Raw genomic sequence first — 18,879 nt, 5'->3', positions numbered from 1 at the left:
TAAATTATTGTCTAATGTTACTCTTAAACCATCAGTTTCATTGGTATTTTTAATTTTTATATTATCAAACCCCAATTGCTTTAATAATCTCACAGGATTGTTTTTCCCTTGTGCCATAATCATTTGACTTTTCTTTGTTGCAAAGTTTTGAATACGATCACTGTGTGTGTAACGTTGTGGCAATGCATTAACTAATTTTGAAATAACGTCATTGCCAGCTGCAGCTAACAACATAATCACAGGAAGTACAGCGTCACGTGTTGGGAGTGCTTTTAATAGTTTACCGTATAGCTGTACATCACTGCCCAACAGAAAACCACCATTAGCTTCAAAGCCAGCAACGATATCAAATTTCTTAGTTAATTTTTCAAATTCAGAAATGACATAGGGCGAACCGATTTTAGTCCTTTCGACACATTTAAACTTATTGCAGTGTTCAATAGCTGTATTACAATTTACAGGAACAGCTAATGCTTCAATATTTAAGGCTTCAGCACTTAATAATCCAAGTATGTCACCACACAACCAATTGCCATTCTCATCAGAAATAAGAGGTCGATCTCCATCTCCATCAGTTGAAAAAACAGCATCTAAGTCATATTCTTCTGACCATCTAAGAGCTTTAACTTTGTCTTCTTCTGATACGGCTTCTGTATCGATAGGGACAAACTCTTCGCTTCGCCCTAACGAAACAACTTCAGCGCCTAATTGTTCAAATATACGGTAGTAAAGGTCACGTCCAGCACTTGAATGCTCATAGATCCCGATACGTTTACCGGTAAGCCATGCCGTATCAAATAGTGATGTGTACCGTACAATGTATTCTTCAGCAGCTCGTTTGCTAATTATTAATTCAGGTAAGTCTGTAATTGCAGAAAACTCAACTTCTTCGGTAGCGATATTTATTTCATCGTCTTTACTTATTTCACCATCTGGACGGTAAAATTTAAGGCCATTACGGTCAAAAGGAATGTGACTACCCGTTACCATAATCGCGGGAATATTATCTCCCATTGCGACATAAGCTAGAGCCGGCGTAGGAACAACACCATAATAGACTGTCTTTATGTCTAACTGTTGTAAAGCAGCTGCACAAGCTTTTGCCATCGCATAGCTGCTTGGACGATTATCTATCGCTATGGCAACGGTTTGAAAACTGAAATTACGCTTCATACACTGTGTGAATGCAACTACAAATGCAGCGCACACATCTGCGGTGAATTGTGTAACTAAACCTCGAGCACCGCTAGTACCGAAAGCTACACTACTTTCTGCTAATACTGATGCGCTGACTAATTTTGAATTTATAGACACTTCAATCCTCTATACCCGACCATAACGATCTTCAAAACGCACTATATCATCTTCTCCAAGATAAGAGCCCGACTGCACTTCAATTAATTCTAACGGAAGAACGCCTGGGTTTTCTAACGCATGTACTTGACCAATCGGTATATAGGTAGATTCGTTTTCAGTAAGCAATATAGTCTTATCGCCATTTGTTACTTTTGCAGTACCAGATACTACGATCCAATGTTCTGCTCTGTGATGGTGCATCTGAATAGATAATTTAGCCCCTGGCTTAACTGTAATCCGTTTAACTTGGTCACGTTGGCCTATATCAATAGAATCGTACTTACCCCAAGGACGATACACTTCACGATGAAGTTTAAATTCACTACGTCCAGAACTCTTTAACTCATTAACTATATTTTTTACATCTTGCACTTTATCTTTGCTTGCAACTAAAATCGCATCTTTAGTTTGAACAATTACTAAGTTATCTACGCCAACCGTTGTAACTAATTTATTTTCTGCATGGATATAGTTATTAGTAGAATCAGCAGCAATGACATCCCCCTTAATAACGTTCTTATTCTGATCTTTTTCCGATACATCCCACAACGCAGCGAATGAACCAACATCACTCCAACCTGCATCCATTGGTACAACCATCGCAGCAGTTGTTTTTTCCATCACTGCATAATCAATAGAATCATCTGGACAGGTTGCAAACACAGTCTTGTCAACACGTATAAACTCTAAATCCTGTGTGGACTCTGCAATCGATCGTCGGCACACATCCAACATTTCTGGTGAATATAATTTCAGCTCTTCAAGGTAGCGGCTTGCTTTAAACAAAAACATTCCACTGTTCCAGTAGTAGTTTTTTGAAGCTAAGTATTCTTTTGCAGTGGCTAAGTCGGGTTTTTCAACAAATTCACTTACAGAGTACGCATTACCTTCTTGAATACCGGATTTAATGTAACCATAGCCTGTTTCCGGGGTTGTAGGCACAATCCCAAAAGTTACCAGTTTTCCACTTTCAGCAAACGGCGTTGCTTTTGAAACTGAGTCTTTAAAAGCTTCCTCATTATCAATCAAATGATCAGCGGCCAATACTAATAAGATAGGATCTTCACCATCAACCGCATTATTAACCGCTTGTAATGCCGCAAGTGCTATAGCTGGTGCTGTATTTCGTCCAACAGGCTCAAGAATTATCCCACCGTGTTCGTAATTACCGAGACGCATTTGTTCCGCAGCGATAAAGCGATGCTCTTCATTACAAATCAAGACTGGTGATGCATGTTCGATATCAGACAAGCGTGCAACCGTTTGCTGCAGCATTGACTGGCCACCAGTTACACTTAAGAATTGTTTAGGATATAGAGAGCGAGAAAGGGGCCAAAGGCGGCTTCCATTGCCTCCAGCCATAATAACGGGGGTAATCATAAATTATTTCCAATCTAAGGTTTAAAGTGAAACTCAGCAATTATTTAATTGGCTTATCTGCTTGCTTATCTTTTTTAAAGTACCATTTAGTGTGCATATGTACTTTTTACTTTGTAATTTACCAATAAATCATTTTCTTCTGACCGCTTATAATCAACGTGTTGCTATATAAATAACGGGGCTCAATTTCCATTAAATTCAATTTCATAGGCAGCAGAAAATAGAGAGTTGTAAATAAATCTTTTAAACAAATTATTAACATGGGATACTGATAAACAACTTTATAACTTGGAGTTGTTTTTAAAAGGCCTAATTCAGCTTGGATTAGTTGACTAAAAGTATCCTCTAACCGTTATTTTTTTGCACTCGCCTACCAGAAACAAACCAATTCTCTTTTGCGGGACGATTGGAGCGCTTACCTAGTCATAAATTACCTTCGCGATTGCGCACAGTTAGATCGATTGAGTTACTGTTATAAATGTCTCTAAAGCGAGCATAATGATCTTTATATATTATTTTTACTGAATACACTCAGTATTTAGATTAAAGCTGAGACATTTTAAATCCATTTTGAGACGGTCGCTCTTATTTCTAAGTTAGCGCTATCCCTTGTGAGCCTTGGCTTTCGAGCTATAAAGAATACTCTAGAATGCTAGAGCGCTCCGCTGCCAGAAACTATAAGAGAAATAGCCCTAATCTTCTTTTCTAACAAAATGTCTTATTAGAACTATCATTACAGCCAGCATGCCACCAAGCATTGTGCCTAGTACGCATATTAAAGCGCGCTTAGGTCCTGCTTTTTCTTCAGGTATTAATGCGGGATCGATAGTTTTAAAAACATATTCGTCACGTACTTCAGCAAACATAATGGTTTTAGTCTGCTCTTCTATAAGCTGGTAAAGGATAGTTCGTATATCAGCTACGTTAGTTTTAGCGATTTGGTTTTCTAAGAACTCACTGCTACGATTTGCTTCAGCAACATCACGCTCTTTCATCACCTTGTTAATATCTTCGATTAACCAAGTGACCCACTGCTGGGCAACGCTAGGAGACAAATGTTCGACTGAGATTGTCACCATGCCGGTATCTTTAGCAGAATTTACCGAAATAACTTTAGAGAACTCTTTAAAGGCCTCTTGCATTGAAGGTTCAGGTTTGAATGGCGCTTTTACTTCACGTACCCAAGTTTTTGTTTTTGGATTATATAGCTCGTCATCATATACAAGCGTATCATTTACCATGTTCCACTTATCAGCAGCCATTAAGTCAGGCAAGATATTGTGATTTTGAATAAACTGACTGGCAAACTGGCGCGACTTCATCACCTCAATGGCCATTTGAGTTTTATCAACTCCACCGCCGCCACCAAGGTTTATGCCAGCCATACTGGCTAGGCCGCCGAATTGCCCAGCTAATGCGCTCAATCCACCACCTTGCTCTTCACTAGCTGGGGCAAGTAAGGCTTCAGATTTGTAAATGTTTGGTTGCATGACGGCAAAGATAACAGAGCCAATGGCGAAGACGGCAGTGATGGCGATGATTAGCCATTTGCCTTGCCAGATGACAGAAAAGAGCTCGCGAAGATCGATCTCGTCTTCTGCCGGCGAAGCCGGCGTAAACTGGTGATCTTGTTTGTATTTATTTAGTTCATTGGACATTTAAAACTTATCTCATTATTTAAGTTTTCGAATACGGTTGACGGAACGCTCGCAAGCTCTCTTACAGAACACTTCGTTTACGGTTCAAGCTAAGAGCTGAACGGTCTGCGACCTACTGAACGCTGCGCTACGGATGACGGAACGATCGCAAGCTCTCTTACGGTAAAGATTTAAGAACAAATGATTAATTGCGGGTCTTTATGCTTTTAATCAATCCTGCAAGCATCGCTGAGATTCTTTCAGCTTTTACTAAAAGCTCATCCACGAATTTAGTTTCTAGATAGCCTATATCTTTACCTATCATCGCCTGTGTCATAACTTCGGCTAGCGATGCTTTAGCAATATACAAAAACTGTATTTGCTCTTTTGAACCCTGTCGTTCAATTCCCTCTGCAATGTTTGAAGGAACAGAAAGACCTGAACGAGTAATTTGGTCTTTGAATCCCCAATCCCTCAACTCTTTAGTCTCTATGTATATTGAACACGAGAGTTGGTAACTTAGCTGCCAAACTTCAAGCTTTTGAAACTTCATAACCATCCTTGGTTGGGGAAAGCGAACGCTACGCTTACAGAAGACGGAACGTTCGCAAGCTCAATTACGCTGTACGGAACGGCCTTCGCCCTACAGTACGCTTCGCTTACGGAAAAAGTAATCAAATCTTTCTGTTATCAGTAAGGACGCAGTCCGTTCCGTAGCCGCTTGCGGCGTTCCGTTAGCGCAGCGTTCCGTAGCCACTTGTGGCGTTCGTCTTAGCTTTATAAGTTCGCGACTGTGGCGAATGCTACTGCGCTGTTATAGATGATTTGAGTGACTTGCGTCCAAAGTGTTAGGTTGTCTTTGTACTCGGTATCTAGCGGTACAATGATGGTGTCGCCTGGTTGTAAGCTTGACTCATTACTAAACCAGATAGAACGGTTTGGTAGCATTACCGAACCGTCGGCCTTGATAACATAAGTTCTGTCGTCATCTGCTCGCTCTCTTGCACCACCAGACATTGCTAGATATTGGTCAAGTGTTTGACCTTCTTTAAATCTATGCGTTGCAGCGTGTTGTACTTCACCCATTACGGCAATCGTTTGCTTGGTTGATGGAATATAAAGTACATCTTGGTCTTCTAGCTGAAGATCAGCTTGCTTAATGCCTACTGATATTGCTGACAAATCGACTACTAAACGACCTACTGCTTGGATTGTTTCCAAGTCGGTAAGCATCAATTGAGCGTCGGTATAATTAACTACGTTACCGTCTTTTGATACACCACGAGTAGCAATATCACGGCGTAGTTGATCTGCAAGCTTTTTAATTTCTAACTGCTCTTGCTGACGCACAGATTCACGTACAAATACCGATGATGGTAAATAGGCATACTCGGTAAAGCCACCTGCACGCTTTAATACATCTTCAAGGGTTTCACCGCGGCGAATATTGTAGGTACCAGGGAATTTGACCTCACCACGTATTTCAACTGACTTGTTCTCTTGCCAATCGGGTGTGGTCATCACGGTTAAAATATCACGGCCTTTAATTGCGATGTTCTGAGTAGCATCACCTTGCAGTGCAGCTTCAAGTGCAATATTGGTATGCTTAATCGCTGAACCATCAACCGTTGTATATGTACTGGTTAATTCTGCACGTGGGGTATACGCACCTTCTTCCAGTCCGCCTGCGGCTGTAACTAGATCTTTAATTCGTGCATTAACAGTCAGCGGGTAGATGCCAGGGTTATTCACGCGGCCGTTAATTGCAACAGCTGCAACACCCGCACCTGCACGACCTTGGCTGTTAAGCTTCATGATGATTGGATAAAGCAGCTCGCCGCGGTTCATCTCTCCGCTTAGCTTGATTAAGTCACTATCTTCAAACAGGTTAACCAACATCTTGTTGACTTCACCTTTTACAGCTTTGGCAGTTGGGTCTTCTTCTACGCCTTGGCTGTTGATAGCTACGCCGCCTAGTTCTGAGCGGTCAGCAAATTTTTGTGAATTTAACTGCGAAAAACCTGCTTCAAACAGATCGTTACCAATTAACGAGTTACCCGCTAATGACTGAACCTTTTGTACTCGCTCTTTTACTAGCTTATTCAGCTCGTAACGGTTTTGGGTAAGATCGCTAAAGTTAAAGAAAATGACTTTATCACGCGCTTGAAGCGTTAGGTCTTGTGAAAGAACCTTGCCGTTAATAGCCTGTACTGGTGAGAATTGATAAACCTGAATATCACCTTGTTTATTAATTTCGCGAACGATGATTGCGTATTCAAGGTCGGCAGATACAGAAAGGTCGCCCCAGATTGATGGCACCAAGTCACTGACTTTTTGGCCTTGATACCACTGATATTTACCTGGTCTTACAACGGCGCCCACAACTGTAATCGCATCTTCGTATTGAGTGGTTGCACTCTTTACGCGGATCACGTCACCAGCCAAAGCTTTAGTCGCTTTACCTTTGGCTGATGTTAAGTCGACATTCAAAATTGATTTAAGACTATTGGCATTAAAACGTTCAACGCTGCTGCGTCTTGGATATGCGCCAGGTTTAATACCTGCTGCCATCTCAATGACTTGTGCCATTGTTTCATGCTTTTTAAGCTCATAAATGGCAGGACGGCGTACTTCACCCGTTACGCTGACCAAACCACCAACTGATGGAATAAATACTACGTCACCAGAACGTAAGTTGATGTCGCCAGAAGCATCACCACGAAGTAGTAGATCATATAAGTCCATGCTACCGACTAACTTGCCGTTCCGCTTTACTTGAATGTTTCGTAGTGAGCCGATTTCATTAACACCACCCGCCACAAACAATGCTTGAGTAATGGTTGAAAGGCTTGAAACAGTATAAGAGCCAGGCTTATATGCGTCACCAGCAACAAAAATACGGATAGAGCGTAACTCGCCCATGGTGATATTTGACTGAATACCAATCATCTGCTGATTGATACGCTTTGATAAAGTCTCACGCAATTCGCTAAAGGTTAGTCCGGCTACCGAAATTGGACCAAGCTCTGGGAACTGGATAACGCCTTCACGATTAATAACAAGGTCGTACTCTTTATTGTCTTTACCAAAGAGTTGTACTTTGATGTTATCACCAGGTCCAACCAAGTATTCGCTCGGTACAGGTACATCAGATACTGGCGCAAAAGTAGTTGGCTCGCCTGCAAACAAGTCATAACCAAAACGTTTTAGCTCAGCTTTTGCCGCATCTTCTTCAAACTTTAGCTGCTCATCTGATTTATCCGTTAACGGTTTGCCAAATGCATCCACTGGATTACCAAACTGATCGGTTGGTATTAACTGACCATTCTCGTCGTACTGAGCACGTGGATTAACTAGGTTTGGATTTTCAAGTTGCGGTTGTGAGCTGCTGCCACCACCTAACATTGAAGGGTCAATACCATACTGCTTGGCTAAGCGTTGCTGCTCAGATGCTGGAAGATTTTTAAATTGTTCCATCATTTGTGGAGAAGGCGTAATCGCACTCGCCTGCCCTGATAGCAATATCAGCGCTGACATACCAGCAATGATGAGTTTTTTAGTCTTGTTAAGCACCAGTAATCTCCGAGAGAGGGTTAAAGTCAGAAAAGGTCATAGGTTTAAATAAAGGTTCTAGGTGTAAATAAAGGTTCTAGGTCCTAGGAAAAGCAAAATCTTAAAGCAGAGACGAACCTAGGTTCGAGGTCCTAGGCAAATCACAAGATCAAAAACTATTTGCCATATTTTTTGTTTTACCGTTTTCCTAGGTCCTAGTAGCGAAGCGACCTAGAAGTGAGCTTGCGAACGCCCTAATACCTTATCCATAAGTGAGCTTGCGAACGTCCTAGAACCTAGGTCCTTCTTAGCCTTTAGACACGCTACCGCCCATGGATTGCGGCTTCCAAATTGCCCATCCGCATTGCGGATACGTCTGATTTTGTTGTCATTTATTCAAATTAACTTAAGGTAAACTCAGCTCGTGCGTCTAACTTAAATCAACTTTTACGCTTTTATTTCTACTAGTTACTTCACTTTCCACTATCCACAATTTCTTGCGGTTTGATCATAATCCTTCAGTTAACTCTTACTTTAACTATGCAGTTTGTTACTTAGCCGTTTATGGACTAGGCTTTTTACTACTGCTAGAGCTTGTACATTTTTCTATCTAGCACTCAGCACTCAGCACTCAGTCAGTTTACAGCCACTAGCATACCCTTGTGCCGAAGCAAGACTTCTATTGCGTAATCCCTCAATAACATTGAATGTTTTCTATCCAATGAGAGGTTTTATCACTGCATCCCGAGCACAAAAAACCAAGCAGCGCAAAAGTATACACTAACGGCTTCAGTTGAGCAGTAACTCTAACCCTTAACGAGTTTCAGTTGCCGATTCTTTACGCAGTTGTAAACTTTACTAGTTTGAGCCTGTACGACTTATAACCTCGAACTTCAATACTTACCCTGCAGCTGCTCTACGCGTTTGTTGCCCTATGCCACAACATAATTCGCTTTATACACCGTACAAAAGTCAGATTTTCACTTACTCTCTTAAGCTGAACAGCCGCTGGCCTAGTAAACAGATAAAAACCAACAGCATCTGTAAAGTAACGTGCGTATCACTTTCAAAACCTTTAACGATGATGCCATGCTATGGCAAATGTCTTACAACCAAAATGGCAAGATTCGTACTTTTGGCTATATGTACTTCAGCTGAATAACCACCACTACTATTTAACTGGTTTTATCGTACTTTTATTTACTGCTACTCGCTGTTGCTTACCCATAAGATCAAACAGTACAAAACAACGCTTCTCGCCGTTAGCTTCATCAAAAATACCTTCGAGCTCAGAAAATGGCCCTTCGGTAAAGCACACTTTATCACCTCGCTCCATTGCTGGTTCAAGTGTGGCGCTTGATTCTTTAGGGGAAAGCTCTGAGATCAACTTATGTTCACGCATTTTAATCGCATGAATGATGCTGTCATCAATAGGCGTCATGAGTTCTTTACAGCCAACAATCCTTATAACACCTCGGGTGTTATGGATTTTAGATACGCTAGTAATTTCGGGATCAAAGTTAATAAATAAGTAACTAGGGAACAATGATACACGCTTTACAGTGCTTTGCCCTTTGACTAACTTTTCTTCTGGGTAGGTAGGCAGATAGGTGTCAATCTGCTGAAGAGCCAGGTTTTGCTGTGCTCGGGCCTCGCCACGAGACTTGCAATATAATAGATACCAAGCCTTCATTTCACTCTCTCATCTTTAATTCAACAACTGTACTCACACAGCCGTGACTTCCTATTCACGGCACGAATACTAGCAAATATTTTGCCTAGATTGGAAGTAGCGATAATCCAAAGTAGAGATTCTAGCTCTCATTTCTCACCTCACACTTCAAGGCTAGCGATTGACTGGTTATTAAGTCGACAGTTACTTTTTCAAAATTGACTTTAGCCGCCCATAAAGGGTATATAAGGTAGGCTTTATCGCATTTGGCGCTATTTTCAGCGGTAAATGATAAAAACTAGAATACAAGCCCACAATAAAACAGCTTACAACGTTACAAAACCAGTCTAGATTTAACATCCTTAACTGATTATGGGCATTGAAAGCTGTAATAATTTAAGTAAATCAAATTTCTGTGGTGATTATTGAGCTGCAGGCAATCACAAGTGAAGGTGGAAGAATACATGAGCGTATCAAAACCCCAGGGGACGATGCTCGGGCATCCAACAGGACTCTTCCTGTTGTTTACAACTGAATTATGGGAACGTTTTAGTTATTACGCAATGCGCGCAATCTTGGTGCTTTATCTAGTAGACCAAGTCAGTAATCAAGGCGGTGGTGGTCTAGGTTGGACACAGGCTGATGCCCTTTCGCTATACGGAACATTTACAGCACTCGTTTACCTAACGCCACTTTTCGGTGGTTGGTTAGCAGACAATATATTAGGCCAACGTAAATCAATTTATATTGGTGGCGCATTGATGGCTGCCGGTCAGTTCTTGTTAGCTGCTCCACATGAGTGGGTTCCCGGCTCTGCAACAATGGTATTTTATATTGGTCTAGGTACCCTGATCATTGGTAATGGTCTATTCAAGCCAAACATCTCAACTATGGTTGGTGACCTATATGAAGAAGGCGATCACCGTCGTGATGGTGCATTCACCATCTTCTACATGGGTATTAACTTAGGTGCAGCGCTTTCAGGTTTTGTTGTAGCTTGGGCTTATACTAACTTCGGCCATAGCGCTATCGTTGACGGTAAAGAAGTCTTCATCAACAACTGGCAGGCAGGCTTCTTCTGTGCTGGTGTTGGTATGATTCTTTCTTTAATCATTCAATTCGTTTTTGCTCAAAGATTACTTGGTGATATCGGTACGGTTCCTGCTGCTAAACTAGAAAAGCAGAAAGCGGCTGAATCTGGTCAAGTGCGTAAAGAGCCACTAACTAAGATTGAACGCGACCGTATTAAAGTAATTATGGTTATGGGTCTGTTTACTATTATATTCTGGGCAGGCTTTGAACAAGCCGGTGGCCTGATGAATCTGTTCACTAACGACTTTACTGACCGTATGATTGGTGGCTGGGAAGTTCCAACGACTTACTTCCAATCTCTGAACGCTATATTCATTGTGCTATTTGCACCTGTGATTGCTTCTATCTGGATCCGTTTAGGTAAGAATGAGCCAAACTCTCCAGTTAAATTTGCACTAGGTCTAGTACTACTTGGTATTGGTTTCCTATTTATGATTGGTGCTGTTTTACAAATGGACGGCGACGCTAGTGCTAAATCAAGCATGTGGTGGTTAGTCGGTGCATACTTCTTCCATACTATGGGTGAATTATGTCTATCGCCAATCGGTCTATCTATGGTGACTAAGCTTGCTCCACTTCGTATTGCCTCGTTAATGATGGGGGCATGGTTCCTATTCATAGCTGCTGCAAACTTCGTCGCCGGGGTTGTTGGTTCTATGATTGGTCACAGTGGTGCGAAAGAAGAACAGCTTGCTAATGCAATGTCAATCTTCGCTGGTATTGCGATTGTAGCTGCACTTTCTGGTGTTGTTCTTTACTTCCTAGCTGACAAGCTTGTTGATTGGATGCATGGCGCTGAAGGTGGCCCACTTACTGAAGAGCAAGCTCTAGAAGAAGAGATTGCAGTTACAGCAGAGCATGAAGCAATTAGACGATAAAGCGACGAAAGTCGGTTAAATGCCGGTTTAAGCTAAGACGGATAATGCTGAGACGGAAAAGCCGAAATGAGCAAAGACGGTCCAAGCTAAGGCTTAGTACCGGAAAAGCTTGAAGCATGAAAAAAGCCAGAAGATAACTCTTCTGGCTTTTTTACTTTTATGGGCCGATGAGAACTGAGACGGTAAATGCCGGAAACAGCTAAGATGGTTAACGGCCGATTCAAGCAAAGACGAGAAAAGCCGGAAAAGTTAAAAACATCACACACCAAAGGTTTTACACCTCACCCTGACCGTCTCAGCTCAGTAAACTCTTCTTTTTTCTAATCAGTGCAGCAATCATCATTGTAATACTTTCAGTTTCTTTGATTAACTGATTGCCTACACTTGGTTCTATATATCCTATTCGAATGCCGATGGTTATTTGAGTTATCACTTCAGCAGCAGAGCTCTTTGATATAAATAAGAAGCGAATTTGTTCTTTTACCGATTCTCGCTCAATTCCCTCTGCAATATTTGAGGGGATGGATAGCCCTGCCCTTGAGATCTGGTCACGAAATCCATAATCTCTAACATCTTTCGTTAACTCATAGATACGACAACTCAAGTCGCACCCACGCCGCCATATTTCTAATTTTTTAAAAGTCGCCATATTCATCCTTGAATAATCAATTTGAGCTTACTCGTAAGGCGGTATTTATGCCGACAAATCTTACTTATCTGCGGCAAGGTTGATGGACTAAAGTCCAACCTACACAAGCTAGAAAAGGTAGCCGTTATTAGCTAGTACCGTCTCAGCTTGACCCATCTCAGCTTGAACCATCTCAGCTTGAACCATCTCAGCTTGAACCATCTCAGCTTGAACCATCTCAGCTTGAACCATCTCAGCTTGAACCATCTCAGCTTGAACCATCTCAGCTTGAACCATCTCAGCTTGTACCATCTCAGCTTGTACCATCTCAGCTTGTACCATCTCAGCTTGTACCATCTCAGCTTGTACCATCTCAGCTTGTACCATCTCAGCTTGTACCGTCTCAGCTTATTCCATCTCAGCTTATACCGTCTTAGCTAGTACCGTCTCAGCTTAAAGCCAGCTGTATATATCCACCTGGCTCTGTTGTGGGTTGATGAATTAACCCGTGAAATTGGTTGTCTAAAAGCAATTGTTTGTGCTCACTTACTAGCGTCGAAATACATAGCTTTTCTCCAAACAGTATTGTTCTAAACTGAACACTCGGCTTACTCCAATTTGCCATGCCGAGCTGTAAAGAGTCTGCTAATGCTATGGGAGAAAGCCCCTCACTGTTTTTCAAATAACAGCGAAATTCATTTCCGGCTGTGGCTAATGTTGCCTGGTAATTCGTTAAATCCACTACGATATAGGCCATATCGACCACGATACCAAGCCCAGAGTGAGTCATACGGTCGTTCAGATAACCCAACATATTGAAAGGTTCAATAATGACCTGTGACGCGCCGCTTCTGAAGAGTTTAAGCTTATGATTAACGAAGCTCTTTAGTAAAACTGAAGCAAAAGCTGCTCGGTTATCATGAGGACGGAAATGTGCCATGTACATCATTACATGCTTATCTCCTACCATGGCTGTATCGATAAAGTGGGCGCTCACCTCATCTGTGTTAAATAAGCTGTAATCGATAACTACATCACTATATTCAACTCGGCTTGGAGGAAATAGTTGCTGCTGAACACTCTTAGCCGCTTCGCTGCTTTGCTCTAAAAGGGCTAAATTTTCGTTTAGTTCTAGGTAGGATAAAGACTCTTGTTCGTCAAGATTCAATGACTCTTCTAGCGAGCTATTCAAGCATTCACGAATTGAGTTTTCTATAAGATAGAGATCTGATATTGGTTTAACCAGATAGTCACTAGCGCCACGCCTTAATGCTTCAATCACATCTGACATAGCTTGATTGCCAGAGATAATGATTGATGGCGTATTCGGGGAGTGTTGATTCATTGCCTTAAGCATGTCTAAACCACCCAGCTTTGGCATGCTTAAATCTGCAATAACAATGTCAAACTTCTGTGATTTGAAGCAAGTTAGTCCTTGCTCACCATTATCAGCTTCAGTGACTTCTGCACCGCGGCTTTCTAAATAGGATGAGACTAGTTTACGGAAGACAGGATCGTCTTCCACAAATAGTATCGTTAGCTCTTTTAACCCCATAAGCTGCCCTTTGACAACAGCGAAAACCAACTTCCTTGTGTGTTGTTTTCGCTTTAAGCGGAGCTTTTATTGTTATTTGCCCACTTATCTAATGCTATTCTAATTCCTGCATGTATTCGTCAAGTAACTCATCGTCGTCACTTTGAGGAATATCACCGTCATATACCTTGTAGTCCATGTGCTGAAAGTATGCATCTTTCACGAAAGTATATGGGTCAAGCGCATTATCAACCAATCTTTCCTGATCGATTGCAGACGCTCGCGTATGCAAGTTTTTAAGACCCCATTTTAACACTGACTGCCATAACGTCAGCTCTGATAGTGGAAAGTATAGATCATCAACCCAGTCTGACGCGAGTTCACGAGTAACATAAGGGCCAAAGAAGGGTGCCATAAAGTACGGGCCGTTTGGTACGCCATAATAACCTAGCACTTCGTTGAAGGCATCTTGCTTACGAGTCATACCCATCATCTCGGCAACGTCAATCACGCCTAACAAACCAAGTGTGGTATTGACAGTAAACCGGCCGCCCGCATTAGCTGCCCAGCCCCAATTTCCCTGTAATGTATTGTTAACCAAGCTTGACGGTTCTTCGAGGTTGAGGACAAAATTATTAATGCCACTTTTAACGGGGTGGGGAATGTAATCGTTATAACCATGGGCAACCGGACGATAAAAGTATCGGTCAAGATACAGATAGTTAAAGTCCCACATGGCTCTGTTAAAGCCTTCTATCGGGTCTCGTGGATCGTTATAAGTTACTGTTATCTGTTGTTCACCATCCGTAGTGGTCTCTTCTGCAGCTTCAATTGAAGGCATTCCAAATATCGCCAGAGAAAGCACAATCCATTTATACTTCATAATTGTCTCTTTGAAAGGGAATTACTTGATTTATCTTAAACATCTACTCTCTACACCTATTAATAGCAATCAATTTCGCAAGCATAAAAGCTTGCTATTCAATGCCATTGATAAAAAGACATAATAAAATCCTTGTTCAGGCTAAAGTGATACGTTGCAAGTGTCGATATAGTTCATATGACCATAGCCTTAACCAAAAAGTAACATTACCAGCCAAATATATGTATTTTCATCAGGAAGATGGTTAAGGATACTGAGTTACACCATCAGGTCAATTTTAAATTTGTTAATAAGTATATAGCTTTAGTTTTTTAAACCTTTGACTCCTTCGTCTAACTGAACTGAAAAAGAGCCTAACTTTGCAACCTTTAACTAAACAGCAAATTACATACCCCACTAGTAAAGAGATAGGAGCCTCTTCGGCAAAGCCTGCTCAATCCCTAGTACCTGTTACTATTAAGCTGTCTAATTCCGGAGTTGTACTAAGCCTTTCAGGTAAACAATATAACGTAAAAAGTGCGTCGCCCCTGCCGGCTACGCAACTGGCAAAAGCCCAAGGTTTCTTATTAAATATAGTCCAAGTTCAAAATACTATTTCCCAAAGCACTTTAATTGCTTTAGGCCAATCCTATAGCCAGACCTTACCTCAAGCGCTCTTAGCTGTGATTAATCGCCATCCAGAGCAAACGAAAAAACTACAACAGCTAGCAAAACGTCATGAAGGTTATCCGCTACCCAACGCAAAAATAGAGGCTTATCGAGTCAAGTTCGACAATACACCTGCAATCACGTTAGAACAGCCTAGTGCACTTAAAAACGGTGAGTATGCGGCTTGTATTAAAAGCCAAGGTGAGCAGTTATTGCTTTGTTTATCACAGATTCAATTTAAGGCGCAGATCTCATTAACCGACATTGAAACCGGTGTTGTAACTCTGCAGGCAACGGACGTTTCGACATCCCCAAACCGATCTCGGCCGTCAATGAATGTCAGCGCCGAGTATCAAAAGTTATTTCAACAATTAGAAGCTATACCCACAGCCCATATTGCAGATGACATTAGCCGGCCTACACAACAAAACAGCTCAAGTTTAGCGACTAACAATCATTTTCTTGCCAGCGCTCTTCAAAAAGCTGGCAGCTTACCCAAAAGCAGTCCTAGAGTTGAGCCGGTTAAGGATAACTTAGCCGTAGTTTTGCAGCGCCTTTTACCCAAACTGGCGCCAGAGCCTTTATCCGACTTAAGTCAGCCACAATTGTTGCAGCAATTGATAATGACAATGTTGCAGCTTGATGCATCGTCAGCTAGTTTAGACGCCAGCAAAACAGCTACTCACCTGGGCACCATCAACTTGTTACAGCAACTTATTTTAGGCTCGCGAGCTACTACGAGTATTTCTTTGCAACTAGCCGCTAAGCTTAACGCACTTCAACAACAATTAGCTTTACCTGACGCGCTAATGAAGTTAATTGAAAAGACAGCCTGCCTGCCCTCGTTTAATAAGCTATTAAGTAATTTAAATCTTTACCAAAATGCTTGCAGTAAGCAGGAGCAATCTACAGAGTATTTCTTTGCTCTACCCTATTGCATAAATCACTATCAAGAACAGTTAGAAGGTCATATACAAAGGCAGCACTCTATGGATGACCCTAGTTCGAGTACTTGGAACCTAAGGCTTAAATTCAACTTAGCTAATGGCGCTGTGTTAATTACGGCAAAAACACAAAATGACCAAGATATGAATAATCAGCCTAAGTATGTCGCCTTAAAAATTTCTAGTAACGATGAAAATCTGATCAAGAGAGTGGACCTTTTACAAGCTGCGCTGATTGAAAAAATTGAATCTATTGGATTCTCGAAAGTGTCACTTAGCACTGCACTAGAAAGCATTCCCGCAAGTGTACTTCCAGGGGATCATTATTTAGTAAAAGTCCAAGTTTAGCCACACTGCTTAGCAAAGCGGTTAAGCCAAACAATTTAGTTAAACGATTAAGCCAAGCGATTAAGTCAAGAAGTTAAGTCGACAACATAAGGATGGTCATGCCTGATTTAAAGGCTCCATATGCGAAGATGCCAGACAATAACAAGTCAAATAAAGCCGTTGCCATAGCCTATCAACCTGGTAATGCACCCAAGATCACAGCCAAAGGTGAGCAAGCCATCGCTGACGAAATCGTAGCGCTAGCTAAAGAGTCTGGTGTATTCATTCACCAAGACGAGCATTTATGTGATTTTTTACAACGGCTAGAAGTCGGTGATGAGATCCCTAAAGAACTGTATCTACTTATCGCTGAGTTAATTGCTTTTGTGTATGTACTAGACGGTAAGTTTCCTGAGAAGTGGAATAATATGCACCAGAAGATTATGGAAGAGGTTTAAAGATAGGAAGGACGCAGCGCTGCGAGGTAAAGCTAAGAAAGGTTCTAGGTCCTAGGTAAAAGCTAAGACGGGAAAGCAAGGGGCGACAAGCTAAGACGAACGGCCTGCGGCCTTACGGCACGTGACTATTTGTATTAATTGAATGTCACTGCGAGGTCCTAGGAAAAGCAAGATCTAGGAACATCAATAAACAGTGAGACTCAGGCGAACAGCCTGTGGCCTTACAGCACGTGGCTTCGCCACTACGGAACGCTTCGCTTACGGAAACAGGAGAAGGACGTCGCGCTACGACTTCTAGGTTCTAGGAAAACGAAAAAGATTAAAGCGAATGAAAAAAATCCTGAAGTCTCTGCATGAACGAACTTAGCTTGAACCGTCTTAGCCTGAACCGTCAGCGAAGCGTTCTGTGAGTGAGCCTGCGAACGTTCCGTTATCCGTAAGCGAAGCGTTCGTCTCAGCTTTTCCTAGAACCTAGAACCTCATAGTGAGCCTGCGAACGTCCTTCTACTTACCATGCAATCTGATCAACAATTCAGCTTCAGCTTTAGGCAACTCACACTCTTCTATAAGCTCTTCAACGCCAGCGCCTAAAGCAACCATCTTCATTGCGCGAGAATATAGCTTAGCCTGCGGATCTTGCTGACTACTCTCCTCTAGTTTGGCATCTTGTTGTGCGAGCTTATTTTCTAACTCTAACATTCGTCGCCCCACACCAATCGTACCGCTTCTAAGCTCCTGTAGTTCACGCTTAGCAGCTTCTCTTTGCTTGTCGCCCTCTTTCATTAACACTGTCAGCGCATCGACTTTTGCACGCAACTTAGCGGTTTGCTTCTGTAAAAACAGCACTAACGCAAGACATGCAATAATAAACAACAAGGCAACAGCGATTAAAATTTCTTCGACAATCATTAATGACTCTTCTTATAAAAATATCTAAGAAGGACGCTGCGCTGCTAGAGCGTGATTGCGTCACTTCGAGGGCCTCGCCTTGCGACTTCTAGGTTAAAACTAAGAAGGTGCTAGGTTCTAGGAAAAGCAGGTTCTAGGAAAAGCAGGTTCTAGGTTCTAGCTGGACGAAGTCCGCCCTCGCCCCTGACTTTAAATCTGCGTCAGTTCCATCCATTCTTCATCGGATAATAGCTTGTCTAAATCAACTAAAATCAGCAGTTCACCATCACGATTGCTGACACCTTGGATGAACTTGGCGCTCTCTTCTGTTCCCACATTAGGTGCATTGTCGATTTCAGTGCCGCGTAGATAAACGACTTCTGCAACGCTATCAACTAAGATACCGATTACCTGCTTCTCAGCTTCAATAATCACAATACGTGTCGAGTCGTTAACATCGGCAGAAGCTAAGCCAAAGCGTGAGCGAGTATCAATAACCGTCACGACATTGCCGCGTAAGTTAATAATACCTAGAACATAATGAGGCGCTCCCGGTACCGGCGCTATCTCGGTATAACGTAATACTTCTTGTACCTGCATAACGTTAATACCGTAAGTTTCGTTATCCAGCTTAAATGTAACCCACTGTAAAACTGCATCTTCGGTTCCTGCTGCTACAGCTACACTGTTTGAACTTGTCATAATCGCCTCAATCAATAGCTCTGCGGCTATATCTCTAATCTATGTGTGAATACTTTTGCCAATTAAACATAGCTAGCTATGTATAAGTGCATCTAATTATTTTCGTCTAACTCAATCTGGCTATATCTAACTACTTTTAATCTAACTACACCCAATCTAACTACAATCAGCTACACCTAACGGTGCTAACTAACGCAAACAACGGCAAACTAACGTCTAAATGCCACGTATATGCTGTCGTGTAAAATTTTGCAATTAGAATAGGTAGTTACTTAACCTAACACCATGTATAGACCATAT

The 18,879-nt window shown here is 41.8% G+C and carries 15 protein-coding genes; 3 read left to right on the top strand and 12 right to left on the bottom strand.

Going from position 1 to position 18,879, the window contains the following annotated elements:
• The 6 genes from K5Q73_RS20880 to rfaH all read right to left on the bottom strand — a co-directional run.
• Nucleotides 1-1,314 (bottom strand): phosphomannomutase (locus K5Q73_RS20880; protein WP_220766177.1); only part of this gene is annotated, 1,314 nt, incomplete at its 3' end.
• Nucleotides 1,315-1,323: 9 nt separating this feature from the next.
• The gene (locus K5Q73_RS20875; RefSeq protein WP_220764498.1) at nucleotides 1,324-2,736 is read right to left on the bottom strand and encodes a mannose-1-phosphate guanylyltransferase/mannose-6-phosphate isomerase; all 1,413 of its coding nucleotides are present in this window, start codon (nucleotides 2,734-2,736) and stop codon (nucleotides 1,324-1,326) included.
• 692 nt (nucleotides 2,737-3,428) lie between these two features.
• Nucleotides 3,429-4,394: a Wzz/FepE/Etk N-terminal domain-containing protein gene (locus K5Q73_RS20870; RefSeq protein ID WP_220764496.1), complete on the bottom strand. Its 966-nt coding sequence runs from the start codon at nucleotides 4,392-4,394 to the stop codon at nucleotides 3,429-3,431.
• A 184-nt stretch (nucleotides 4,395-4,578) separates the two neighbouring features.
• Nucleotides 4,579-4,926 carry a four helix bundle protein gene (locus K5Q73_RS20865; RefSeq protein ID WP_220764487.1) on the bottom strand — a complete coding sequence of 116 codons (348 nt, stop codon included), beginning with the start codon at nucleotides 4,924-4,926 and terminating at the stop codon, nucleotides 4,579-4,581.
• A gap of 224 nt (nucleotides 4,927-5,150) precedes the next feature.
• Nucleotides 5,151-7,946, bottom strand: a complete 2,796-nt coding sequence (locus K5Q73_RS20860; protein WP_220764479.1) for an SLBB domain-containing protein — start codon at nucleotides 7,944-7,946, stop codon at nucleotides 5,151-5,153.
• Between the two features lie 1,150 nt (nucleotides 7,947-9,096).
• Nucleotides 9,097-9,618, bottom strand: coding sequence for a transcription/translation regulatory transformer protein RfaH (gene rfaH, locus K5Q73_RS20855; protein ID WP_220764477.1), 522 nt, complete (start codon nucleotides 9,616-9,618; stop codon nucleotides 9,097-9,099).
• 443 nt (nucleotides 9,619-10,061) lie between these two features.
• On the opposite strand from rfaH, the gene K5Q73_RS20850 reads away from it, so the two are divergent.
• Nucleotides 10,062-11,567: a peptide MFS transporter gene (locus tag K5Q73_RS20850; protein WP_220764475.1), complete on the top strand. Its 1,506-nt coding sequence runs from the start codon at nucleotides 10,062-10,064 to the stop codon at nucleotides 11,565-11,567.
• Nucleotides 11,568-11,862: 295 nt separating this feature from the next.
• Here K5Q73_RS20850 and K5Q73_RS20845 read toward each other — a convergent pair whose 3' ends face one another.
• The 4 genes from K5Q73_RS20845 to K5Q73_RS20830 all read right to left on the bottom strand — a co-directional run bounded on the left by K5Q73_RS20845 (nucleotide 11,863) and on the right by K5Q73_RS20830 (nucleotide 14,612).
• On the bottom strand, nucleotides 11,863-12,216 hold the full coding sequence (locus K5Q73_RS20845) for a four helix bundle protein (protein ID WP_220764473.1): 354 nt from the start codon (nucleotides 12,214-12,216) through the stop codon (nucleotides 11,863-11,865).
• A 108-nt stretch (nucleotides 12,217-12,324) separates the two neighbouring features.
• Nucleotides 12,325-12,582, bottom strand: a complete 258-nt coding sequence (locus tag K5Q73_RS20840; RefSeq protein ID WP_220766176.1) for a hypothetical protein — start codon at nucleotides 12,580-12,582, stop codon at nucleotides 12,325-12,327.
• A gap of 61 nt (nucleotides 12,583-12,643) precedes the next feature.
• Nucleotides 12,644-13,750 carry a response regulator gene (locus tag K5Q73_RS20835; RefSeq protein WP_220760188.1) on the bottom strand — a complete coding sequence of 369 codons (1,107 nt, stop codon included), beginning with the start codon at nucleotides 13,748-13,750 and terminating at the stop codon, nucleotides 12,644-12,646.
• A gap of 94 nt (nucleotides 13,751-13,844) precedes the next feature.
• Nucleotides 13,845-14,612, bottom strand: coding sequence for a VacJ family lipoprotein (locus K5Q73_RS20830; RefSeq protein WP_220760186.1), 768 nt, complete (start codon nucleotides 14,610-14,612; stop codon nucleotides 13,845-13,847).
• Between the two features lie 359 nt (nucleotides 14,613-14,971).
• Here K5Q73_RS20830 and K5Q73_RS20825 point away from each other — a divergent pair, with 359 nt between their 5' ends.
• Both K5Q73_RS20825 and K5Q73_RS20820 read left to right on the top strand, forming a co-directional pair.
• Nucleotides 14,972-16,552 (top strand): hypothetical protein, encoded by a 1,581-nt coding sequence (locus K5Q73_RS20825; RefSeq protein ID WP_220760184.1) that lies wholly within the window; start codon nucleotides 14,972-14,974, stop codon nucleotides 16,550-16,552.
• 128 nt (nucleotides 16,553-16,680) lie between these two features.
• Nucleotides 16,681-16,989 carry an EscU/YscU/HrcU family type III secretion system export apparatus switch protein gene (locus K5Q73_RS20820; RefSeq protein ID WP_220760214.1) on the top strand — a complete coding sequence of 103 codons (309 nt, stop codon included), beginning with the start codon at nucleotides 16,681-16,683 and terminating at the stop codon, nucleotides 16,987-16,989.
• 504 nt (nucleotides 16,990-17,493) lie between these two features.
• Here K5Q73_RS20820 and K5Q73_RS20815 read toward each other — a convergent pair.
• Both K5Q73_RS20815 and K5Q73_RS20810 read right to left on the bottom strand, forming a co-directional pair.
• Nucleotides 17,494-17,898 carry a DUF2802 domain-containing protein gene (locus K5Q73_RS20815; protein ID WP_220760182.1) on the bottom strand — a complete coding sequence of 135 codons (405 nt, stop codon included), beginning with the start codon at nucleotides 17,896-17,898 and terminating at the stop codon, nucleotides 17,494-17,496.
• Between the two features lie 189 nt (nucleotides 17,899-18,087).
• On the bottom strand, nucleotides 18,088-18,579 hold the full coding sequence (locus tag K5Q73_RS20810) for a chemotaxis protein CheW (RefSeq protein WP_220760180.1): 492 nt from the start codon (nucleotides 18,577-18,579) through the stop codon (nucleotides 18,088-18,090).
• Between the last annotated feature and the right edge of the window lie 300 nt (nucleotides 18,580-18,879).

Source organism: Shewanella sp. MBTL60-112-B2 (assembly GCF_019655055.1).
GTDB lineage: Bacteria > Pseudomonadota > Gammaproteobacteria > Enterobacterales > Shewanellaceae > Shewanella.
This window is presented reverse-complemented; position numbering and strand designations above follow the sequence as displayed.